We start from the raw sequence: 22,910 nt of genomic DNA, 5'->3' as shown, positions 1-22,910 counted from the left end.
CATATTTTAATGAGTAAGATATGAGAAACTAGCACAATGATACAAGCTAAAGAACGCTCCTAGCGTATATTATAATTAGGATCTAACAATGAATGACAGTCTGCCATACAGTTTGCCAGTAATAGATGCTATACGGCACGATTATGAGCGCTTTCGATTTGATACTCATCAGCATACCCACAAGGGACTGTTTACTAATGGTAAAGAACTATTTGCAGTTGTTCTTGATGTAAAAAATAACGAAGAACTGCTTAATAATTTAAAAGAGCAGTATCATAGATTTCATACAGTTGGCATACCTCCTGCTACTATTGTGGGCGAAATTCTTGATACCTATTGTTTGATCGAGTCACGCAGCAAGTTTGAAAAAACTCAAATACATGGTCAGCCCATGACGATGAATGAGACGATAAATCAATTAGTTTTAAATGTACCACGTAAGTACCATCCATTTTATGTCGATTTCTTATGGGCCACAAACGAGTTTAAACTGACTTTTAAAACAGCGATAACAGAGAGTGAGCAGCAAGATATTAAGTTAATTTGCGAATCTTTGGGGTATCAAGGGTATGACTACATTTTTGACGTTGAGACTACAATCCCTGATTATCCTGGGAAAGTGGAGCATAAGCCTAATACTTACAACAATATGCAACTTACAGCTAGTGGTTTGATACAGAAACAATTTCCGCAACAACTATTAGCTCGTTACGAAGAAGACGAAGACTTTTGGATTCAAAATAGACATTCTGTTTTCAGCGGAGATGAAACTGAGCAAAGGGATCGTTTTTTGCTCCCAAACTTTGAGATAAAGAAAACAAGATGTTTCGTAGATGCATCTGTGTTTCCTAGACAAAATATAAGAGTTTATTTAACGCTATACGAGCAGGTTGTCATCGCACTACCATTAAAGAGTGAAGCTGAATATTTCTATAGAATGTTCAAAATGAATCAACATGAGCTCAAAGAGTTGGTCGCCCGTGGTCGCTTACTCTTTGCAATCCCTCAAAATCTTAGTCGGTATTCAAAAGAACTATTACTAGACATTATTTCTGTAAACCCAAATGCCATCTTTTTTTCAAGACGATTAGCCGCCACTACTATTCAAGGGATTCAGAAGAAGTCGGGCATAATTGGGACTACGTTCTCAAGTGATGAACAATATAATTTCTTACACCACTGCTCGCGTATCGATAACCTCGATATCCAAAGGTTTGCACTAATGCTATCTGAGCAGTGGCAATTCGGTGAGTTTTTGGTAAACAAGGAAGGTGCAACTTCAGCTCACAGGCTAGGTATTTCAAATTTAGCTGTAAAAAGCTTTCAGGATCGGGGGCGAGATTTACTAATCGAACTGACAACAGCAAGTTCTAGCTATGAGTATGCCCAAGGGCTAGGGGCTCATCATTTTCCATTCGATGATGAAAACTACTCTGAAGTTGCAGCTTGCCAAATCGTTAGCGGCCTTTATAACGGTGTTACGGGAAACTCACAACAAGTTCGAGAGTCTGAGCTCAGTATGTTGTTAAATGAAATATTTGCTATAAATAACGATATGAACGTACTCGAACTTGATTCAGCTTTGTCCTCTAGTTTGATTCGTTCTATACCAAATATTGTTAAAGATTATGGAAACATGGATGAGGGCGAGTATTTCCACAAACTAAGAACGCTCAAGCAAGAGATCAAAGCAATAGAGAGTAATAAGGCTCGCTTATCAAAGCTTAATATTTCCGGGTTTGCTCCTACTTTAGTTGGCGCAGGCATGGAAATCTCTAACATCAAGGGTGGAGGCTTAGTCGCACTAGGTGGCTGGCTATTGAATGCGATAAAGGTTTATGCGGATGAGTCTGAATTAAAAAATAACCCTGTATTTACTCGAATTTCGAGTTTTAATCATTTCACAAGTCATGATGCTATTATCGTGCAGCGAGTGAGGGGTTCTATATCAAAATAAAGCATTTAGATATTGAGCACATTCTTTAGACTTATTTCAAATAATCTATAAAAGCATTTCAGGGAAATACTCGAACATGCTTTTGTTTAATCAGCGACTTCATTAAGTCCACTATGCCAATATAAAAACCATCATATAGAACGATTTATAGTAATGAAGTTTATCGATGTAGGTGAAAGTCTTTAAAAGAAATGAGTCCTAGTCTAATTTTGAGAGGGAAGAATATGAGCGGTTTTAGCTGCCCTATTTTTTATGATAATAAGTTAGATTCTATACTTAATTTTTAATACAGCACAGCATTGATAACCTCTAAAGGAATTTAAATATATTTTGAAAGAAGAACTCCCCATTATTAAGTTTCTCCCTGAAATTTCAGAGCAGCTCGGGGCTGCTCGTTCATTGATACTTCAAGCTGAGCCTGGTGCAGGTAAGTCGACGGAGGTTCCGTTGTATTTAATTAACTCTGATTGGCTGGATTCGAAAAAAATTATCATGCTTGAGCCGCGACGGATGGCAGCGCGCAACATTGCCAACTATCTTGCCCATAGGCTTGGCGAGAAAGTGGGGGAAACTGTTGGTTACTCAGTAAAAAATGATAAGAAAGTATCGGAGCATACAAAGCTTGAAATAGTAACAGAAGGGGTTCTGGCAAATCGCTTGCAAATTGATCCTGAGCTACCAGGTACAGGTTTAATAATATTTGACGAGTTCCACGAAAGGAGTATTTATTCCGATATTGCTTTGATGTTGTCATTGGAAGTGCAGCAATCTATCAGAGAAGACTTACGGTTATTAGTGATGTCCGCAACCATAGATACTGAGTACATTGCTCAATATATGAATTTTTCACCTGTAATTAAATGTCCTGGAAGATCATACCCCGTCAAAATAAGTTACAAGGGAGCTGGGTATGATCTTAAAAAAAGTGTGTGCGATGCTATAAATGATGCCTTATCAAAAGATGGAGGAGATATTTTAATCTTTTTGCCAGGCCAAGCGGAGATACGCAAATGCCGTGAGTATGCAGAGAATAACCTTGGTCAAACAAAGTACTTGGTATTTCTTAGTCTATATGGCGCATTACCAATCGATATGCAAGAACAGGTACTCTCTTCGGATTCTGCTCGTAGACAGAAAGTGATATTTTCAACTAATGTTGCAGAAACAAGTTTAACAATTGAAGGTGTTTCATGCGTAATCGATAGTGGGCTAGAAAAAGTACTCATGTATGACCCAACAAGTGGCATGAATAGATTAGACACTTGTTGGATATCTAAGGCATCAGCTACACAAAGAGCAGGGCGCGCAGGTAGGTTACAACAAGGACAATGCATTAGGCTATGGACAGAGAGAGACAATCAAAAACTACAGGACTTTAAAGATGAAGAAATAAAAAGAGTAGATCTTGCTCCCACTGTGCTTGAAACTCTCTTATGGGGTTATAAAGATTATGCAGGTATAAAATGGTTAACATCCCCACCAAAGCATCATTTCGAGATATCACTTGCATTACTTTCAACCTTAGGACTTGTAGATAAGCTAAATAAGCCGACCAAGCTGGGCCAAAGAGCTTCGAAGCTAAATTTGCATCCTAGACTGGCGGCTATGCTTTTAACAATCCAAGAGCCTGAATTAGTGACATTAGGGTGTGAGTTAGCATCACTAATCTCTGAAAGAGATTTGTTCTACAGTTCTGATAGCGTTGACATCACCCAAAGGTTATCCGCTTTACAAGAATATAAAGTAAACAAAAGTGGCGCTCTTCATTCATATCCAATTAAAAGGCAGACCGTAGAAGCTATAATAAAGGAGTCGAAAAGACTGAAACGGATGTTAGGGGTATTCCCAAGAGAAATTGAATTTTCGCTTGAACAACTTAATCGTAATGTTGGTACTTTGCTTTTAAGTGCTTACCCTGAACGATTAGCTAAAAAACGCTCCTCAGGTAGCTCCGGTTATTTATTGGCTAATGGGCGTGGTGTGGTTCTAACTGAGCATGATCCTCTTAATAATTTTGATTGGATCGTTGTATGTGACTGTGACGCTCAAAAGAAAGAAGGAAGAGTATATTCTGCAAGTCCGATAGATTTGGCTAGTATTGTTTCCAACAAGAAGCAGCTCATTTATAAAAATGAGTACAAGCTAGATAACAATAAGACAAAAATTGTTGGTAGAGAAGTGGTTAGCTATGGTGCAATAACGGTCTCTGAGAAACCCATAGCAAACATTCAAAAATCACAGTTCCAAAGTTGCTTAGCTAGCTTATTTAAAGTTGAAGGACTATCGTTACTCAATTGGACTGAAAAATGTGAGAGTTGGACCCAAAGAGTTAAATGGTTAAGTGAAAAAATCAACTTTCCTTCATTATCGAAAGAATCATTGTTGGATAGTTTAGATAATTGGTTATTGCCTTATATTAATCATATAAATAGTTTGCAGGCTCTCAGAAGCCTAGATGTCTACCCTATTTTAACTGCGATTTTATCGTATGAAGAGCAAAAAATTCTAAATTTAGAAGCCCCTACTCATTATATTACACCAAGCGAAAAATCAATTAAGATTAGGTATGAAAAGTATCAAGAACCAACGGTGTCAGTCTTACTGCAAGAAGTCTTTGGTGAATTAAAGTCACCAATGATAGCTAAAAATACAGTCAGATTAAGGTTTGAATTACTTTCACCTGCCAAGCGACCAATTCAAATAACTAGTGACTTAGCTAACTTTTGGGAAACATCTTACTTTGATGTCGCGAAAGATATGAGATCAAAATACCCTAAACATCGTTGGCCAGATGAGCCTTTAAAAGCTAAAGCTGGCCGTTCAATAAAGTCAAAGTGCATATTCTCTCCTGCTTTGATCACCCAATTGCATTAACTTTGATCGCTTATTCTCATTAAGCTTTGATCACTAAAATCACTTGTAAATGATCACTTTTATGCTCTTAATGATTTTGCCGTTCAAAGCTTAATACCACTCGTAACCGAGTTCACGTTTTATCATTTTTGTAGGTGTGTTAAACCGTTATCTGAATCGTTTGATGAGGATAACAACAATGACAACAAGACCTATATCTATGAGTAAATTACATTCCATTTTACGGCTGAAGTACTCAGCACAATTATCCCATCGAGAGATTGCCAGAAGTTTAAATATTTCACCTGGTACTGTGGCTAATTACCTTAAAAAGGCCAATGAGTTAGGCTTAAATCAATGGCCAATACCTGAGGATAAACAGCAAAATACATTTTTCAACACCAAACTCAAGCGCTTCTCAACGCGTAAAAAAAGACACCCAACGCCTGACTGGTTAAATATCAATAAAGACTTAAAACAACATAAACACCTAACATTACAGCTCGTGTTTGATGAGTTACTTGAAAAAATGGGTGAGTCTTATTACAGCTACAGTCACTTCTGCCGAGCTTATAAACAATGGTTAGGTACGCAACGACTCTCAATGCGTCAGCAGCATAAAGGGGGTGAAAAGCTGTTTGTGGATTATTGTGGTCCCACAATTACCATTACTTGTCCGACGACACAGGAAAAACGCACTGCTCAGATATTCGTTGCTGTGCTAGGTGCATCAAATTATACCTATGCTGAAGCAACGTATAGTCAGCAACTTGAAGATTGGGTAATGAGTCATGCGCGTTGCTTTGAATTTTTAGGCGGCGTTCCTGACGTTGTTATTCCCGACAATCTCAGAAGTGCTGTCAGTAAAACCTGTCGCTACGAGCCTGATTTAAATCCGACGTACTACCAGTTAGCCGAGTACTTTAACGTTGCTGTCATTCCGGCTAGACCTTATAAACCCAAAGATAAATCGAAGGCTGAAGTGGGCGTACAAATTGTTGAGCGTTGGATCATGGCACGCTTACGTAACCAAACCTTCCACAGCTTAGCGCAACTCAATCATGAAATAGCAAAGCTACTGGATATGATGAACAATAAGGTGATGAAGCAATATCAACAATCACGTAAACAGCTATTTGATATGGTGGATAAAAACGCATTAAAGCCATTGCCTGAAAAGCCCTATCAATATACACAAATCAAAACAGTGCGTGTGCATATTGATTACCATGTTGAAATAGAAAAACATTACTACAGCGTGCCTTATCTGTGGGTTAAAAAACAATTACGCGCACACATATCCAATCAACTCGTGCAGCTTTATTATGACGGTACTTTAATAGCACAGCATCCACGCTCAAACCGTTTAGGCGGACATACGACACAGACACATCATATGCCAAAGGCGCATCAAAAACAGCATGAGCAGTCACCGATAAATTTACGCTCATGGGCATTGAGTATCGGTGATTATACTCATCAAGTCGTTGAATTATTGCTTAATAGCAAACGTCATCCAGAGCAAGCTTATCGCACTTGTTTAGGGGTGTTAAGTTTAGCTAAAACGTATTCAAAGGAACGCCTCGAGCGAGCATGCTACCGAGCAATTTGCATGAATACGACCACACTCAGATCTATTAAGCAAATGCTGCAAAAAGGGTTAGACCAACAACCATTACCCACACTCCAAACAGAGCCAGAAAAGCCAATTACACATAGCAACATACGTGGCACAGATTACTACCATTAAGGAATGCAAACATGATAGAAACAATTAATCAGCAACTTCAACTGCTCAAGTTATCGGGTATAAAGCAAGCACTCAAGCAGCAGCTTGAACAGCCAAACCTATATCAAGAACAAAGCTTTATAGAGCGCGTCAGTTTATTGCTAACGCATGAAATTGATACGCGTGACCAAAGAAAAATAGAGCGACTAGTGCGACAAGCAAAATTCCGCGTACCGGGTCAGTTAAATCAACTCATTTACTCGCCGAAGCGCAATCTAGATAAAGCACAAATACGTAGCCTCAGCCAAAGCACCTGGCTGAGTTTACATCAGAATATATTAATTACAGGCGCCACAGGCTGTGGCAAAACCTACCTCGCGTGTGCCTTGGGTCACGAGCACTGTTTACAAGGGAAAAGTGTCTTCTATATTCGATTAAAAGAATTACTTGAAAGTCTATTTCTAGCACAGGCCGATGGCAGTTATCGAAAATTATTGGGTAAACTCATTAAATACGACTTACTTATTTTAGACGATTGGGGGCTAGAGCCACTCAGTGCTCAGCAACGAAGTGACTTACTTGAATTAATCGATGCTAGATATGGTTATAAATCACACATCATCATTAGTCAGTTACCACAGGAAAATTGGCACCAAATGATCGGTGAATCAACGCATGCTGATGCTATTTTAGATAGGCTGATTCATGGTGCAATTAAGTTGAATTTAAAAGGAGAATCGATACGAAAACAGTTAAATGAATTGACTGATGATGATCAGTTAAGTTAATTTAAAAATGGCTCTACAAAATGATAAATCAAGCGATCAAAGCTGATGAGAATCGGTGATCAAAGTAATGAGAATACGCACAAAGGCCAATTAGTCTTTGAATGAATTTAGTAGCTCATGTCTGATTTTAGAGTTTTGATAAATAAGTTCGGGCTTCATCTAACAGGCAGCTTAGAGCGAATAGCAGACATTAAAAAATTAAATTTATTCCTATGTTTTGAGTAGAAACCTAATTTTGTCCAATAACATTATTAAACGCCGTTTTGGTGTGTTATAAACCACCACAATGGTGTTTAATAAGCTGTTAGGCCTCTAAGGATAGATATGAGTTACGACGAACATGATGCTGCAATGGATGATTTTTATGATCGTATGAGTGAAGAGCTTTATCCTGATCATAAAGAGCAAGCTATCGATGAATTCATTGAAGAAAGGATGCAGTCCTATTATTTAAAACATCCTCATCTAATAGAAGCTCCGATTGTTAGTTATCATCACGCAAATGAGCTTTTACAAATATCTCCTCGCTCAGCATTAATTATGTACACAACAGCAATCGAACTATTTTTAAAAGTTGTTTTGTTAAAGCCTGTCCTATACGGCATGGTGCATAACGAAAGCGTAGCAGAACTAATTGTTGGTTCTACTATTGGTCAATCTGGTTTTGCTAGATATAACAAATTACTAAATGCACTGTGTTCACATGCCGCCGATATTGAGTTATCCGATATCAAAGGTATGAATGGAAAGCCAATTTTGTCAGAAGCCGAAGATGTACAAAAAATTAGAAATAAAGTGGTTCATCAAGGTTATGTTTGTACTGTAAATGAAATGGGATTGGCAAAAAATATTGCATCTCAAATTCTAACAGAGGTTGTTGAACCGGTCTTAAATAACTTGAACTTGGTTATTAGTACAGTAGATTCAAGGTTTTGCGTAATCAAGGCCTAACAAATGAAAATTGCAAAATACAGACTAAAACTTGTTGATAAATTAAAAGTATCCATAGATCGCAGGCTGTCTGGCTTAAATAGTGAGATGCAGGTTCAAAACCTTCGGTTCAATAGAAAGTACTCATTACTTGTTGGGCTTTTGATTGTAATTCAGATCTTGCTAGCTTATCTAGTAACGAACGTGTGGGTTCGAAACAAGAAGCAGACGATAAAGACGAACATAACACATATGAGCCTTAACTCTGTCAATAGGCATTAGTATTTTATTTGACCGTTTTTATACAGTGACGGTCAATTCTAAATCAATAAACAAATTCGTTTACTTCGTCTGTCGATGTGGTTGTTAAGCAAGTAGCTTACGGCAAACACATATAGAGGCTCTCTTATTGCGATCTCATCGCAGCCAGGTTTTTCCCAAATCCTTTTGGGGTTACTGGGGCACTAGACATTCATCGGTTAACATAATCATGGCACTACCAAGGCGGCTGGTTGGACTTCCCATAGTTTGCTAGACACCATTGAGTTACATTGTAACTTCTAATAAGAGGTGTTTTATGAGCAAAGGCAAACGTTATACTCAAGAGTTTAAAGAAGCGGCGGTTAAACAAATTACTGAGCGTGGATATTCAGTTGCAGAAGTCGCTGAGCGATTAGATATTTGTACCAAAACGTTATATCACTGGCGGAGCCAGTTATCTGTAGTGGCAGTTAGCAACAACAAAGGCAATAATTTTACGCCAAGCAAAGTTAAATTCCATATCGACCATTTTTTTGTTGCCAATGATACATGTGATTTAAACCTATGTTCGTTATAAATCATTTTTATCAAATTGTGATTTAAAAATCCATATTTTATGAATCGTATGGAGAGGAGTATTGATTTATAAAGTGAAGATGTATAAATCAAATTAATCCTTTTGGGCAGGGTTGAGTTATTTAAACGTCCGCTTTGTAAAAATGTTTAAATCGTTGTAAATGATAGCGATCATCTCTTGATAGCTTAAAGTTGCCAGTCAGGTGAAGTCCAAACTTATTCATAGAAACTGTAAGATCAGATATGAGCTACTACAATTAAAGGGATGTTTAATTATATTTCGTTAACTTGGGAGCTTTTTTGCCTCAGCTTCCCTAATTTTTCAAAGAAATCATTTTCTTCTAATCTGTCTATAAGGATGTCGAATATTTCGTATAAGTTTGAATCATCATTATCTAAACCCGTCAAAAGCAGAAACTCTGTTGATTTATAAATAACTTGAGGAATCTGCTGTGCCAAGTCAATAAATGCTTCTTTATCATGATATGGGGCCCAGTAATTAGGTTCTGCCTTAAATGGTTTTACACTTAAAAATGATAATAACTTAAAAAAAGCCATTTCTGCAGTCAATTCACCTTTATCAGCTTTATCGATTAATTCAGACCCAATGCAATCCATCATAGTTAATATTTGATGAAACAGTTCATAGCGATCAACTGAATATTCCAAATATTCGACGGTGTTCTTTGAAAATAGCAAATCATATAAGCCCATTGCATTTACATCGATAGTATCCGTCTGCCCCACAATTTCTAAACTGATACTTTCGGATTTGAGCCAGTTTTCAAATTGAGTTCTATGTTCAAAATAATGTTGAAAAGTTTGGCTTTTTCGAGCTAACTGGTAGTTGATTTCATTCTGTGATATTGACATTGCTCTTTGTTTCGAACCGTGGAAGCGTCCAATCATTACACCCAAAACTATTGAAATAGATGCTATACCTAAAGGAAGTGTAACGGCTGTCAAAAAATATTTATATCCTTCCACACTAATTTCGAAATTAAGAGCTGGGATTAGTAAGATTACTAATAAGATTGACACAATACATGGTGTAATTGTAACCCACCAAAAAATAGCGTTTTCATGTAGTGGTTTAGTGGGAACTATTGAAAAGTCAAAATATTTCAAGGTTTAATTCATCTTATAAAATTTGTGAGAGCGACATAAATAAAAATATTAGTTCCTCATGCTACCACAAAATACAGTCTAAAAAAGATAGGTCGTGAGACAGGTGCTTTGATAACCCTATTTTGTAATTATGCTTTAGAAAATTTACAGTTAGCAATACTTAAAGTTTTTTGTTAAAACTATCCAGAACAAGGTTTAAGTTTAAGCGCGACGTCTTAAAAATTACACGAGTCACATAAATATTAAAGTCTTATACGTTCAAGTACCATATCCTCAGGCTCTTATTAAAGGATTAGATAATAAATGAAAGTGTTTTACCAGAAAGGTATCAATTGGCGCGCGACTCCTGCGAAGCTCCCATCTGAAAATACCATGCTTTCTCTTTCGTTCAATAATTGGGATGACTATGGAGTAAGTACAACCCTTAATGCTGTCTTATATGTTGATGGTAAGAGTTTTCTCGATTTTGAACTCAAATTGTTAATTGAAGATGATAAATATTCACCAAAAAAATTAAATGAGTTATGTGAAAGTGGATGGGATGGCTTTTTTCCTATCCCAGAATTGAATTATGTATCGGTCCCCAGTGACATTGATCTTTATAATTTTTTAATTGCAAAGATTGGAATTGAAGAAGCTAAGAATACTCTTACATCAATAAGGGATGCGGGTTATTTAAAAAATATTATAGGTGATCAAGAAGCTGTCAAACTAATTGAACACGATGACTTTTCTATATCACCGCTTCGAGAAGGAGGGGCAAGGAAAGCATACGAAGACGGATGGAAGGTGTTTAATGCAGAGGTATCGAGCATTAAGGATTTCACGCTTAATACAATTAAAAGAGATGGGTTAATCGAGCCAATTTGTTTTAAGTTTAATTCTAACTTACTGCCCTACGATATTAATGTTCTTATTGGTGAAAATGGCATAGGAAAATCTCATACATTAAAGTCTTTAGTTGAATACTGGCTAGGTGTTGAACGAGGAAGCAAGCCTTCCCTTGCTAAAAGTCAGCACGAACCATTTGATCACTACCCAAATATTTCTAAATTAATTCTTATATCTTATAGCCCGTTTGAGGAATTTACGATTGATTTATCAAAAACAAATTTGAAAGATAAAGATGCTTATAAATACTTTGGTTTTCGTAAGATAATTGAGGATGTAGATGGGAATCAGAGAGTAGGCATTAGTCGAAATCTACCAGCAAGCGATTCTGTATCGTCAATATTGACGTCAATACATGATGATTTGAAGTTTGGCTCGCTAACTAATTGGACGCATAAGTTCGAAACTATATTATCTGTTTTGATGTCAGCTATTGAGTTTGATTTTGTCGCATTTGAAATAATTGAAAGTTTTGAGTTATTTAATCAAACTCCAGATTTCTCTGAGTTTTTAGTTGGTGAAGACAAGAAACATCTTAAAATCGACGGTCATGTTATTCAGAAAATAGAAGAATGGAATATTGATTTAAAAAGTTGTATTAAGTTTGATTCTGGCGCTGTCTTTATCAAAGACAATAAGGCAATTGAAATCAGTTCTGGGCAAAGACTGTTCTGCTATATTGTGGTAAATGTGGTTGGGCAAATAAGGAAAGATAGTTTAGTTGTTATTGATGAACCTGAACTTTTCTTACATCCGGCACTTGAAATTGAGTTTATTGCGTTGCTTAAAAAAGTTCTGAAAGCCTTTACATCAAAAGCAATTCTGGCTACTCACTCTTTATCTATCACTAGGGAAGTTCCTGCTAAATGTGTGCATGTTTACCGAAAGCAGAATGATAACGTCGAAGTGGAATATCCGCCTTTTGAAACATTTGGTGGAGATATGCAGAGAATTTCATCATATGTTTTTGGTGATAACTCGATTACTAAACCATTCGATACGTGGGTAGAAGAGCAGCTAGGAATATATGGCGATCCTCAAGACATTATCGATAGGCTCGGAGGTGAGCTTAATGAGGAAATGTTGATGAAATTGCTGAATTCAAGGAAGCCTAATTAATGGTATCTAAAATACGGCTTCCCGAAGAGGACTCTCTCGAAATTTTGAGAGGGATTATAAGCGAAAGACAAAAGTATAAAGTATTTTACAATCGGATTACTAATGATCTTATAAACCAAGCTGAAATGTTTATAGAGCATCATGGAAACCCATTAGGGCTTATTCCTCTTGACATGAATAACTATACAGATTCCGAAGAAGAGGCTCGTAAGCGAAAAAAATCTTTGATAGGGCTATACACACCTAAATGTGAAAAGTTACCTTTTGATCAACTAGAGATGATGAGGAAGCATAATGGACTAGTTGTTTGTCCTAGCTGTGGAGAACCTGGAAGACCTAGAACGCTTGATCATTACCTTCCTAAAGATATATTTCCAGAGCTATCTGTTTTGTTATTAAATTTGACGCCAATGTGTGATTGGTGTCAAGGTGAGAAACTCACAGACTATGTCACTGAAGATGGCCAAAAGAGATACATCCATCCATATTTTGATGACGTAGATAGACCTTTGTTCTCAATAACATTTGCGCCACCATTTTCTACTCCTTCAATAGATATAGCTGTTAAGGAAGAAATACCAGATGACTTGAGTTTATTAGTTGAGTCTCATTTGGAGGGCGTTGATTTTCTTACTCGTTTCAAAGAGTACTTTAAGACAAGGTATATAAGCGTCTTACGTAGAGCTCATAATTGTCGACAACGACCTGAAGAAAAAAACTTTCGGGATACTCTAGCTCTATTTCTGGAAATGGAACAGGAAAAATCCATCAATTCATGGGATGCAGTACTATACAGATCTATTCTTGAAAATGGTGAGTTAATGGAATACCTAGAGAATAGTCCATTACCGGGTAATTTATAGAGTATGCTTTTTTAGTTCAACTTAACAGTGTCAATGAGTCATCTTTTTTATCAATCTTTTGTCAATCTGAGTTGAAAATTATAGCGTCAATATTAATTTCTATTTTTTCACCGCTAAGTCTATATTTAAAGGACTTAGAGTCTGTCAAACCATTATACAGTTGCATAGTAATGCTAACTTTTGGCCAGACGACCCCGCTAATAGCGTTGCAACCAACAGAGTGAAAAGCAAAATGTAGGTGTTAATTCACTTAAAACTGATTTTGTTTGATTATTGAACTTACTAAGGTAATGTACCTATACAATATTTTTAGCTACAGGGAATAAGTGATGAAGCTACTTTTAACGTTAGGCTTGGCCTTAGTAACTGCTTTTTCGGCGTATGCTGAAAAGCCACTCGACTTAAAAGCGTTTGCGCAGCAGTACTATAAAACAATGTCCGCCACACAAGCACCCAACGCAGGTGCTAAAGAGCTTGAGGCTTATCTTGCATTGTTAACCGATGATATTGGTAATCAGCATATTCCGTATCAACCGGATGACTCACGTATTCCTGATGGTAAAAAGCAGATGCGCAAAGGTATGAGTTTTTACTTAGGTGCACACACGTTGTTTGAAAGCACACTGCTTAATACATTTGTGTTTAACGATACAGGCTTTGCTATTCGTTATAAGAATTTTGCAAAAGGCATTCACCCACAAAGTAAGCAGCCAATAGAATACACCTCCACAATGATGGAAGTAATCGAAATTGAAAATGGTAAGGTGGCGATGATCCGCAAATACCATGAATAATACTTAAAGTCTTATAAGCATTTTTATTAATTACTTTTTTGGATGGTAGTTAATTTATGTAAAAGCGTCGTATACAGCTAAATGCAGAGTATCGGCGTGATCTAGGTTTTTAAAATAGCCTAATTTCACTTGGCTTTTATTACCAAAAATAGGCGCTATTTTCTTATGCAATCGCCTTCCATTAATTCACCTTCTTTACCAACGTCAATATAAACCGATTGAGGAAACGATTGTGGCTCAAAAGGGCTATTTAGTAATTCATTATTGGCCCACCATAAGCTTGAGCTAATTATTACGTAATAATTAAAAGTTGCAGAGTGATTAAATAAAATATCGCTTGAAAGCAGACCAGCTAATGATTGACCAATTAAAGTATTTGTTGAGTTGGAACGGTATGTTTTATTAATCAGTGGGCGAAGCTTGTCGTTTATAAAACTAATAAAAAAGGTGCTATTAAAAATATCTTTTTCATTCAATCTATTTAACCGGCTGGTTTAACATTAATTGTGCAGTAATTAAGTATATCCTATCAGAGCTCAATGGCTTTATCTTAATCCTATGAATCTCTAATACGATTAGGCCCTTTTCGTTTTATGTCTATTTGTGAATTTATACTACGCTTTGATTAGAAATTAATACGTTATAGCGAAGGTATAGTGAATGCATGAGCAAAAAATAAATATACTTTTAATTGATGATGACGAATTACTATTACGTGCACTAGCAAAAACGTTGAGCCGCTTATGTGTAAATGTAACTGTAGCCTGCTTACAGTTACCTAATGAATTTGAACGCTACATAGGAAATAATAAAACACCCGACATTATTTTTTGTGATTCTATGATGCCACTTTCTTCAGGGCTTAAAGTACTAGAGCACGCTAAAGCGATCTGTCCTACAGCCTTAAGGTGTTTATTTACCAGTGATTTAAGTAGTAACTATCAACTACAAGTTAACAACACAATCCACTTTCATCTTGTAAAACCTTTTACACAAAAACATTTAGTAGCGGTGCTAGACAGCGCTAAGTTATTAAAATTACTTCCTATTCATGCTCCTCATCGCGTTATTTTAGGGCAGCTTTCAGACTTGCCATTTTTAGGTGTTGTGACTCAAAACTTATTAAGTGAGTTAAACAAAAATGAGCCAAACATTTCTATTTTAGAAAATAATATTAGCCACGACCCTGTATTAACGGGAAAAGTTTTGCAGGTAGCCAACTCCGCATTTATGGGGTTTGATAGTCAAACTACAAACTTAAAAGAGGCGATTATAAGAATTGGTTTAGTTAGTTTAAAGGCGATTGTGGTTTTTTCTGAATTGTCTCAACAATTACTTAATAAGGCTAAGCAAGAGACGCTTAATGAGTTAATTAATAAAGGATATAAAAAAGCAAGTATGGCGCAATCGCTCGCTAAGTATTTAAAGCAAGATAGGCAAACACAGTTGTTTGCATTTGCAGTTGGTTTGCTTAGTGTTATTGGTGAATTAGCTTCTATGTGTATTGTGCAAGATAACGAAGATGAAAACGTGCCTAAGTACGCTCTTAGTGCCTACTTATTAGCGCTTTGGGGGTTTGAAAAGTCAATTGTTAGGGCGCAGTTACTGGATGATTTACCTGTGGATGAGGGGATATCATTAACTGTTATTCATATGATTGTTGAGCATGCTTATTGCCAGCAAGTAATTGAGTTTAATCAAACTGAATATGACTTTATTGATGATTTGAAAATACTAGAAGATGTACAACAATGGTTTTTAAGTTTTAAAAAGTGATACACGAGGGGATGTATGAAAGGTGTTATTTTTAGAGGACTTGAAGCCCTCGTTATTGAAAAGTGCGGCATGGCTGCGTGGGATGATTTACTTGAAAGAAATGCACCTAGTGATCGTATTTATATTTCAGCAGAAAGCTATCCAGATGAAGAAATAGTGGGTTTGGCGCAAGATGTAGCTGATGCTTTATCTATGTCTATGCCTGATGTTTTAAAGGCATTTGGTGAGTATTTATTTGGCCACTTAAGGGGCCGGCACCCTACAATAGTTGAAAACTTTAATGGATTTGCGGACTTAATTATGGGTATCGATAAGGTGATTCATGTTGAAGTTGCAAAGCTATATCAAGAGCCAAATTTACCAGAAATTAAAGCAGAGCTTATTGAAGATGGATTTATTTTGATGCATTACTATTCCAAAAGGCAGCTGTGCATGTGCGCTGAAGGGCTTATTTTTGGTGCAGCCTCTCATTACGGTATTGAGGTGGCGCTAAATCATGTTGAATGTATGCATAATGGTTTTGATAAATGTGTAATTGAAGTTAAATATGAGATTGGCAATGAGTGAAGATACCCACAACTACAAAAAAGCATACCTTCGTGAAAAAACAGCAAGAGATGAACTAGAGATGCTACTTGAGGATAAAACACGCGCATTATTTTGTGCAAACCAAGATCTTGAAGAAAAGCTTAACATGTTAAAAAATCAGCAGGTTACTCTTATGCAAAGTGAAAAAATGGCTACTTTAGGGACGCTATCGGCAGGTGTTGCCCATGAAATAAATAATCCACTGGCATATGTAACAAGTAACCTTGAAAGTATTAAATTTTTTAAACCTACGCTGATAGCATTAATGACTGTTGCAAAACAATATATTAATAAATCAATATCTGCTGCAGAGATGGAAACATTACTAATAAAACTTGATAAAGAAAGTGATATTGATTTTATTTTAGATGATCTAGATGAACTATTAAATGATACGCATGAGGGATTACAGCGAATTGCGGCAATTGTTAATAACTTACTTAATTTTGCTAGACCAAAAAATAATTCCATGGCTATGGCTAATATTAGAGAGTCGCTAGAGGGGCTATTAAGTTACTCGCTAATCAATTAAAAACATGCAACATAACGTGTTCGGATGATGAGTTACCATTAAGTTATTGTAATTTGTCGGCAATTAATCAAATCTTCGTAAACCTTTTACTAAACGCTAAATATGCCTGTGATTTAGTACAAGACCAGCAAGGAGAAATTCTTGTTAATTTATTCTCAGACGAGAAAAATATCTACATTGAAGTGTCCGATAATGGCTGCGGAATGGATGAAAAAACAGTCAATCATATTTTTGAACCATTTTACACTACAAAGCCTGTAGGTGAGGGAACTGGAATGGGAATGGCTATTGTATATAACGTATTAAAGGAACATAAGGGATCTATAGAAATTGAGAGTGAGCTTAATAAGGGCACTCTAATGCGTTGTATATTACCCATAATAACACTGCCAGAATCATCTCTAGCGTGTTAAAAGTAATTAACGTATTTATATTAATAAATTACGTATTAGAGGGTTTTTTTACTTATATTTCTTTACCTGCGTGCCGCTCAGCTAGGTCATCAAGTTCTGCAATAGTGTAATCAAACCCATTTTCGTCATACTCATAGCTTACTTTTACACTGTCGCCACCATTAAAAAGACGAGTTTTTACATCGTTAACAGACCAATTTTTTAGTTCATGTGAAAATCGGTTGGCAACTTGTGAAGATTCAAAACGATAGCTAATTTCTGTTTTCATAAATAATAAAGCCCAAGCTAATTTAAACCACCGTATTTTTTGTGTTTTTGAGGGGTAGTCAAGTTTCGGTTACAAAAAATAAAGGGTTAAATTGTAAATTTTGTGTTTCAATAAATGCATCAAACTCGGTACATGGTAACGTACCTTTATTAAAAGACGATGACGACTTTCATGCATTATAAATATTTTTTGATGGCAAGCTCAGTTTTGCTACTAAGTGCTTGCGGTGGTTCAGGCTCAGATGATACGCCAACTATTAATGGAAATGAAATTCCTATTTTATCTGTGGCTAATATTCCAAGCGATATAACCAAAAGCCAAACTATTGAATTAACCGCAACAGCGAGCGATAACGACGGCACAATAACAAGTGTGATCTGGGAGCAAACTGCTGGTCTGAAGGTACTTGATGAGCCAATAGCTGCTAACTCTGTGATAATAAATATTCCTTCAGCATTGAGTTATTCACCAAAAGAGTATGCCTTTAATGTAACGGCAACGGACAACGAAGGTGCTATTGCAGTTAAAACGGTAAGTTTTATTGCCAGAAACGCGATGGATGAATTTGCTGCTGCACGTTTGCTACACCAAGGTAGTATGGGGCCAACACTTAATGAAATACGCAAAGCCCAAGGGTTAAGTGAGCAGCAATGGCTTGAAAGCCAAATAGCATTGCCAATTGAATACCACCGAAGTTATTTAGTCAATAGTCCGGATCAAGATGACTTTAGATATATCAACCGTATTGATGGTTGGTGGAAGGCGACCCTGCGCAGTGACGATCAGCTTCGCCAGCGCGTTGCATTTGCATTGAGCGAGATATTAGTGGTGTCGGATGCCAATAGCAGCTTAAGCTCTCAACCAGAAGGAATGGTTACCTACTACGATTTACTGCTTAAAAATGCATTTGGTAATTACCGGGAGTTACTAGAGGATGTCACGCTTTCGCCAATTATGGGGACTTATTTAAGCCATTTAGGTAACGAAAAAGCAGATGATGCACTTAACATTCGTCCAGACGAAAATTACGCACGTGAAGTAATGCAGTTATTTACCATTGGGCTTGAAGAGCTAAATAAAGATGGCAGCGCAAAGCTTGATGCCCAAGGGAATACCATTGCCACTTACGGGCAGTCTCAAATTGAAGGCTTTGCACGGGTATTTACTGGTTGGACGTTTGCCGATAGTGAAACGTTTAAACGCAAAAGCCGTGATTATATTAAACCAATGCAAGCATTTAGCGAATACCATTCAAGTAAACAAAAAGTACTTTTAAATAATGAAGTAATCCCTGAGGGCTATGGGCCAGAGGAATCACTGCAAATAGCACTCGATAATTTATTTAATCACGCCAATGTAGCACCATTTATTACTAAGCAACTAATTCAACGATTAATTACATCAAATCCAACCCCTCAATATATTGAGCGAGTGGCTAATGTGTTTAACGATAATGGCGATGGTGTGCGTGGGGATTTAGCGGCTGTCATTAAAGCTATTTACTTAGATGACGAGGCTCGTCATTTTGGCAGTGTTTTAAGCTATCAAGGAAAAGTTAAGGAGCCCTTACTAAAAACAGTACAATTTTGGCGAAACCTTGATGCAAGGTCTTTAGAAGGGGAGTATAGAACATGGAATTTAATAAATAATTATGGGCAGGGGCCAATGCGTTCGCCATCTGTATTTAACTTTTTTAGACCCGATTATCAGCCAGCTCAATTACGCAGTGATGAGTTAGTCGCACCGGAATTACAAATAGCGGGTGATACTACATTAATTGGCACTATGAACGAGCATTTCTCAGGTTTAGTATGGGGAACTGCAGAAGCACGTGATGATTTAAATCCCAAAGAGTTATATGTTTATATCAAGAGCGATATGAGCTTTTTAAAAAGTAACGGGGTAGGTGCCTTACTTGAACAGTATAATGTTTTATATTTTGCAGGTTCAATGAGTGCTGATACGCGCCAAGCATTGCTTGATTTAGATGCATACTTTAATGATGCCGAATATCGAGAACGGGTATCGTATTTACTTTACATAATTGCTATTTCACCTGAATTTAATTTGCAGTATTAGGAGAGACATAATGAGCATAAATAGAAGACAGTTTTTGTCGTTATGTTTAAAAGGCGGTGTGTCGGCGGCCGCGTTAACAAGTTTACAACTGCAAGCATTAACGGGGTCAGTAAATGCGATTGAGTTGGGGGATTACAAAGCGTTGGTGTGTGTGTTTTTATATGGCGGTAATGATTCACTTAATATGCTAGTACCATTAGAAGGTGAGCAACGTAGTTTGTATGAACAAAGTCGTCAAAACCTTGCTGTTTCGGCGCCTATAGCACTTAATAGTGCAACTAATTTTGCTGGTGGAGTTGGGCTGCATCCTTCGCTTGCGCCTATTAAAAGTGTGTTTGATTCGTCTAATCTAGCGTTTGTTGGCGGCCTTGGAACTTTACTCGCACCTACTACTCTCGATGATTATAAAAATAAAACCTTGACGATCCCCAAACATTTGTTCTCGCATAATGATCAGCAGGCATCATGGATGTATGGGCGTGAAAAACAGTCGTTAAATAGTGGGTGGGGCGCACGTTTACTTGAGCGCTTAGAGCAGCAAGATCAGTTTGCCGCTAATATATCGCTTGATGGTACAAACCTTTGGCAAACGGGTAATCAAACAAAAGCATTTGCACTTAATAAAAGCGGTATAAGTAAAATTAATGCATTTAGTGATTATAAGCCGCGCATGGAACATGTAACTACTATAATGAACCGGATTATGAGTAATACAGTTCATCCCCTCAGTAGTGCTTACGCTGATAGCTTCAAGTCGGCGATTAATAACACCCAAGCGATGAATAATGCGCTAGAAACAGCGCCAGCGTTAATTACTTCATTTAGTGATACAAGTTTATCGGAGCAGTTAGCAGCAGTTGCTAAAACAATTAGCGTGCAGTCAAAATTAAGTACTCAGCGCCAAGTGTTTTTTGTGTCTATGGGCGGGTTTGATACCCATGATAATCAGCTAGATACTCACCCTGTATTGCTAAGCACATTAGCCCAAGGGCTTAGTGAGTTTGATAGTGCGATGAAAGAGCTTGATATGGCAGATAAAGTGACTGCGTTTACTATGTCTGATTTTGGTCGTACGTTGACCTCAAATGGCGATGGTACTGATCATGGTTGGGCAGGGAATCAAATAGTAATGGGCGGCGCAGTAAAGGGTGGCGATATATATGGTGAGCTTTTAACTCAGCATTTAGATGGCCCACAAGATACCAGTGGCGGGCGTTTAATTCCAAGCGTTGCAAATGAGCAGTACTTTGCCACATTGGCTCAGTGGTTTGGTGTGCCGAGCTCTGAGCTTGTTGATATTTTTCCTAATTTAAGTAACTTTGATCACACAACATTGGACTTTTTTGTGTAATTAGTCGCTAATAGTAATCTAAAAGCACTTATAGGCAGTATAAGCTACTCGTTAATAGCGTTTATCTGTTTAATAATAAAAATCACACATAATAAAGGAATCATAAAATGAAAATTTTAGTGAGCTTAGTTAGTTTAATTGCCTTTTTGCTGGTCGTTCTGCCTGGGCCTTTGTACAAATTTGGTATTGTAGAACTAGGAACTGCATTCACAGGCTTTCGATTTGGCGTTTATGCAGGTGGCGCTGCACTTGTGTTACTTTTAATACAGATAATCTTTATGCGCAAAACTGTGACATTTGGTAGTGCAGGTATTGCGGTTGTATTTTCAGCAGTGGCTATAGCAATGCCTTTAAATATGATGAACACAGCTAAAAGTGTGCCGCCAATACATGATATTTCTACCGACTTAGTTAACCCCTCAGTTTGTAGCTATTGCACCACTTCGTGTTGATGCGCCAAACCCAGTTGCCTATGCAGGCGAAGAAACCGCAATTGAACAACGCAAAGCTTACCCAGAACTTGCAACGCTTAGTTTTGCTCAATCTAAAACTGATTTGCTTGAAGCTACAGAGCAAGCAGTGAAAAACTTGGGTTGGGAACTTGTTAACACAGATACAAGTTTAGGTCTTGTAGAAGCGACTGATACAACAACATGGTTTGGTTTTAAAGATGATGTCGTTGTCCGCATTAACGATGAAGGCAGTGAACGTTTCGTCGATATTCGTAGTAAGTCGCGAGTAGGACGTAGTGATTTAGGCAAAAATGCACAGCGCATTCATACATTAATTAATGAACTAAACAGCTTACTTGCAAAATAATTAAATTTAGCGCCCTAGTACTAACGATTAAGCCCAAACACTGTTTGGGCTTTTTTTGTGCCTATTTTATATTGTCAGGTTCTATTCACGGGCTATGGGCTATGCTGTTGATGATTTAAATTTTTAACCACTATGGAGTTATTATGAAAACAGTAGGATATGCAGCAAAAAGCCAAGGTTCTGAATTGACAGAGTTTTCTTTTGAGCGCCGCGATTTACGAAATAACGATGTAGAAATTGAAATTTTATACTGCGGTGTGTGCCATTCAGATTTACACGCCGTACGAAATGATTGGGGCGGCAGTGACTACCCGTTAGTACCTGGGCACGAAATTGTAGGTAAAGTCATGTCGGTAGGTAGCGACGTGAAAAAATATAAGCAAGGCGACACTGTTGCTGTTGGTTGTATGGTTGACTCGTGTCAAAGTTGCGATCAATGTGATAATCACGAAGAGCAATTTTGCCGAGAAGGTATGATTGGTACATACGCAGGTAAAGACCGTATTAGTGGTGAAATGACCCAAGGTGGGTATTCTAAACATGTTGTTGTACGTGAAGAATTTGTACTTTCAGTACCAGAAAATTTAGACCTTTCGCGCGTTGCGCCATTGCTTTGCGCTGGTATTACTACTTACTCACCACTGCATAAATGGGGCGTAAAAAAAGGTAGCCGTGTGGGTGTAGTTGGCTTAGGCGGACTTGGTCATATGGCTGTTAAAAATGCAGTTGCGATGGGTGCAAGCGTAACGGTTATTGGTCGTAGTGAATCTAAAAAAGATGATGCCGTTAAATTAGGTGCTCAGCATTACTTAGTGTCATCTAATGATGACGAAATGAAAGACTCGCAATCTGCCTTTGACGTCATTATAGATACAGTCCCTGTAAAACATGATTTATCTATTTACACGCCACTACTTGATGTAGATGGTACATTAGTTATTGTTGGTCAAGTTGGTCCGGTAGATGAAGTAAATACAGTGCCATTATTAATGGGTCGCCGTCGTATTGCAGGCTCACTTATTGGTGGTATTGCACAGACGCAACAAATGCTCGACTTTTGTGGTGAAAATAACGTGCTACCTGAGTGCGAAATGATCAACATAGACGAAATTAACACGGCGTACGAGCGTATGGAAAAATCTGACGTACGATACCGTTTTGTTATTGATATGGCATCACTAAACGCTTAATTTTA

16 protein-coding genes and 3 pseudogenes are annotated in these 22,910 nt (G+C 37.3%); 16 read left to right on the top strand and 3 right to left on the bottom strand.

Annotated elements, in window-relative coordinates; all coding sequences use genetic code 11:
- The first annotated feature begins 88 nt into the window (after nucleotides 1–88).
- The 6 genes and pseudogenes from P4S71_RS21990 to P4S71_RS21965 all read left to right on the top strand — a co-directional run.
- On the top strand, nucleotides 89–1,957 hold the full coding sequence (locus P4S71_RS21990; RefSeq protein ID WP_337151516.1) for a hypothetical protein: 1,869 nt from the start codon (nucleotides 89–91) through the stop codon (nucleotides 1,955–1,957).
- 330 nt (nucleotides 1,958–2,287) lie between these two features.
- On the top strand, nucleotides 2,288–4,831 hold the full coding sequence (gene hrpB / locus P4S71_RS21985) for an ATP-dependent helicase HrpB (protein WP_337151515.1): 2,544 nt from the start codon (nucleotides 2,288–2,290) through the stop codon (nucleotides 4,829–4,831).
- 178 nt (nucleotides 4,832–5,009) lie between these two features.
- Complete coding sequence (gene istA, locus P4S71_RS21980) at nucleotides 5,010–6,560, top strand: IS21 family transposase (RefSeq protein ID WP_337149780.1); 1,551 nt, start codon at nucleotides 5,010–5,012, stop codon at nucleotides 6,558–6,560.
- A gap of 11 nt (nucleotides 6,561–6,571) precedes the next feature.
- Complete coding sequence (gene istB / locus P4S71_RS21975; RefSeq protein WP_076923272.1) at nucleotides 6,572–7,327, top strand: IS21-like element helper ATPase IstB; 756 nt, start codon at nucleotides 6,572–6,574, stop codon at nucleotides 7,325–7,327.
- Nucleotides 7,328–7,651: 324 nt separating this feature from the next.
- Complete coding sequence (locus tag P4S71_RS21970) at nucleotides 7,652–8,278, top strand: hypothetical protein (protein ID WP_337151514.1); 627 nt, start codon at nucleotides 7,652–7,654, stop codon at nucleotides 8,276–8,278.
- Between the two features lie 556 nt (nucleotides 8,279–8,834).
- Nucleotides 8,835–8,963: pseudogene (locus P4S71_RS21965) on the top strand (transposase); the annotation flags it as partial.
- A gap of 404 nt (nucleotides 8,964–9,367) precedes the next feature.
- Here the strand turns inward: P4S71_RS21965 and P4S71_RS21960 are convergent.
- Complete coding sequence (locus P4S71_RS21960; RefSeq protein ID WP_337151513.1) at nucleotides 9,368–10,222, bottom strand: hypothetical protein; 855 nt, start codon at nucleotides 10,220–10,222, stop codon at nucleotides 9,368–9,370.
- 303 nt (nucleotides 10,223–10,525) lie between these two features.
- Here P4S71_RS21960 and P4S71_RS21955 point away from each other — a divergent pair, with 303 nt between their 5' ends.
- From P4S71_RS21955 to P4S71_RS21945, 3 genes are all read left to right on the top strand, one after another.
- Nucleotides 10,526–12,232: an AAA family ATPase gene (locus P4S71_RS21955; protein ID WP_076920515.1), complete on the top strand. Its 1,707-nt coding sequence runs from the start codon at nucleotides 10,526–10,528 to the stop codon at nucleotides 12,230–12,232.
- On the top strand, nucleotides 12,232–13,095 hold the full coding sequence (locus P4S71_RS21950; RefSeq protein WP_337151512.1) for an HNH endonuclease: 864 nt from the start codon (nucleotides 12,232–12,234) through the stop codon (nucleotides 13,093–13,095). The genes P4S71_RS21955 and P4S71_RS21950 overlap by 1 nt, the downstream gene beginning before the upstream one ends.
- 329 nt (nucleotides 13,096–13,424) lie before the next feature.
- Complete coding sequence (locus tag P4S71_RS21945) at nucleotides 13,425–13,889, top strand: nuclear transport factor 2 family protein (RefSeq protein ID WP_337151511.1); 465 nt, start codon at nucleotides 13,425–13,427, stop codon at nucleotides 13,887–13,889.
- Between the two features lie 155 nt (nucleotides 13,890–14,044).
- On the opposite strand, the gene P4S71_RS21940 is transcribed toward P4S71_RS21945, so the two are convergent.
- Nucleotides 14,045–14,365 carry an alpha/beta hydrolase-fold protein gene (locus tag P4S71_RS21940; protein WP_149615300.1) on the bottom strand — a complete coding sequence of 107 codons (321 nt, stop codon included), beginning with the start codon at nucleotides 14,363–14,365 and terminating at the stop codon, nucleotides 14,045–14,047.
- A gap of 184 nt (nucleotides 14,366–14,549) precedes the next feature.
- Between P4S71_RS21940 and P4S71_RS21935 the strand changes: the two genes are divergently transcribed.
- The 3 genes and pseudogenes from P4S71_RS21935 (at nucleotide 14,550) to P4S71_RS21925 (ending at nucleotide 17,198) form a co-directional block, all read left to right on the top strand.
- Nucleotides 14,550–15,665 carry an HDOD domain-containing protein gene (locus tag P4S71_RS21935; protein ID WP_337151510.1) on the top strand — a complete coding sequence of 372 codons (1,116 nt, stop codon included), beginning with the start codon at nucleotides 14,550–14,552 and terminating at the stop codon, nucleotides 15,663–15,665.
- Nucleotides 15,666–15,680: 15 nt separating this feature from the next.
- Nucleotides 15,681–16,232: a heme NO-binding domain-containing protein gene (locus P4S71_RS21930; RefSeq protein ID WP_337151509.1), complete on the top strand. Its 552-nt coding sequence runs from the start codon at nucleotides 15,681–15,683 to the stop codon at nucleotides 16,230–16,232.
- Nucleotides 16,225–17,198 (top strand): annotated as a pseudogene (locus P4S71_RS21925) (sensor histidine kinase). Before P4S71_RS21930 ends, P4S71_RS21925 begins: the two are co-directional and overlap by 8 nt.
- A gap of 52 nt (nucleotides 17,199–17,250) precedes the next feature.
- Here the strand turns inward: P4S71_RS21925 and P4S71_RS21920 are convergent.
- Complete coding sequence (locus P4S71_RS21920) at nucleotides 17,251–17,466, bottom strand: hypothetical protein (RefSeq protein ID WP_007376172.1); 216 nt, start codon at nucleotides 17,464–17,466, stop codon at nucleotides 17,251–17,253.
- A gap of 171 nt (nucleotides 17,467–17,637) precedes the next feature.
- On the opposite strand from P4S71_RS21920, the gene P4S71_RS21915 reads away from it, so the two are divergent.
- The 4 genes and pseudogenes from P4S71_RS21915 to P4S71_RS21900 all read left to right on the top strand — a co-directional run bounded on the left by P4S71_RS21915 (nucleotide 17,638) and on the right by P4S71_RS21900 (nucleotide 22,905).
- Nucleotides 17,638–19,545 (top strand): DUF1800 domain-containing protein, encoded by a 1,908-nt coding sequence (locus tag P4S71_RS21915; protein ID WP_337151508.1) that lies wholly within the window; start codon nucleotides 17,638–17,640, stop codon nucleotides 19,543–19,545.
- Nucleotides 19,546–19,555: 10 nt separating this feature from the next.
- A complete protein-coding gene (locus P4S71_RS21910) occupies nucleotides 19,556–20,896 on the top strand; it encodes a DUF1501 domain-containing protein (protein ID WP_337151507.1) in 1,341 nt (446 codons plus the stop codon).
- A 107-nt stretch (nucleotides 20,897–21,003) separates the two neighbouring features.
- Nucleotides 21,004–21,715: pseudogene (locus P4S71_RS21905) on the top strand (DUF1499 domain-containing protein).
- 143 nt (nucleotides 21,716–21,858) lie between these two features.
- Nucleotides 21,859–22,905 carry an NAD(P)-dependent alcohol dehydrogenase gene (locus P4S71_RS21900; RefSeq protein ID WP_337151506.1) on the top strand — a complete coding sequence of 349 codons (1,047 nt, stop codon included), beginning with the start codon at nucleotides 21,859–21,861 and terminating at the stop codon, nucleotides 22,903–22,905.
- Nucleotides 22,906–22,910: the final 5 nt, after the last annotated feature.

It is taken from the genome of Pseudoalteromonas sp. B62 (assembly GCF_037162565.1).
In the GTDB taxonomy this organism is placed as follows: domain Bacteria; phylum Pseudomonadota; class Gammaproteobacteria; order Enterobacterales; family Alteromonadaceae; genus Pseudoalteromonas; species Pseudoalteromonas fuliginea.
Note: the sequence above shows the minus strand (reverse complement) of the source record. Positions and strands in the feature narration are given on the sequence as shown.

Excerpts from the sequence above, each read along its gene's own strand:
- P4S71_RS21900 (WP_337151506.1), top strand. The coding sequence starts at position 21,859 with ATGAAAACAGTAGGATATGCAGCAAAAAGCCAAGGTTCTGAATTGACA.
- istB (WP_076923272.1), top strand. The coding sequence starts at position 6,572 with ATGATAGAAACAATTAATCAGCAACTTCAACTGCTCAAGTTATCGGGT.
- P4S71_RS21920 (WP_007376172.1), bottom strand. The coding sequence starts at position 17,466 with ATGAAAACAGAAATTAGCTATCGTTTTGAATCTTCACAAGTTGCCAAC.
- P4S71_RS21930 (WP_337151509.1), top strand. The coding sequence starts at position 15,681 with ATGAAAGGTGTTATTTTTAGAGGACTTGAAGCCCTCGTTATTGAAAAG.
- P4S71_RS21915 (WP_337151508.1), top strand. The coding sequence starts at position 17,638 with ATGCATTATAAATATTTTTTGATGGCAAGCTCAGTTTTGCTACTAAGT.
- P4S71_RS21910 (WP_337151507.1), top strand. The coding sequence starts at position 19,556 with ATGAGCATAAATAGAAGACAGTTTTTGTCGTTATGTTTAAAAGGCGGT.
- P4S71_RS21945 (WP_337151511.1), top strand. The coding sequence starts at position 13,425 with ATGAAGCTACTTTTAACGTTAGGCTTGGCCTTAGTAACTGCTTTTTCG.
- P4S71_RS21955 (WP_076920515.1), top strand. The coding sequence starts at position 10,526 with ATGAAAGTGTTTTACCAGAAAGGTATCAATTGGCGCGCGACTCCTGCG.
- P4S71_RS21950 (WP_337151512.1), top strand. The coding sequence starts at position 12,232 with ATGGTATCTAAAATACGGCTTCCCGAAGAGGACTCTCTCGAAATTTTG.
- P4S71_RS21990 (WP_337151516.1), top strand. The coding sequence starts at position 89 with ATGAATGACAGTCTGCCATACAGTTTGCCAGTAATAGATGCTATACGG.
- P4S71_RS21970 (WP_337151514.1), top strand. The coding sequence starts at position 7,652 with ATGAGTTACGACGAACATGATGCTGCAATGGATGATTTTTATGATCGT.
- istA (WP_337149780.1), top strand. The coding sequence starts at position 5,010 with ATGACAACAAGACCTATATCTATGAGTAAATTACATTCCATTTTACGG.
- P4S71_RS21935 (WP_337151510.1), top strand. The coding sequence starts at position 14,550 with ATGCATGAGCAAAAAATAAATATACTTTTAATTGATGATGACGAATTA.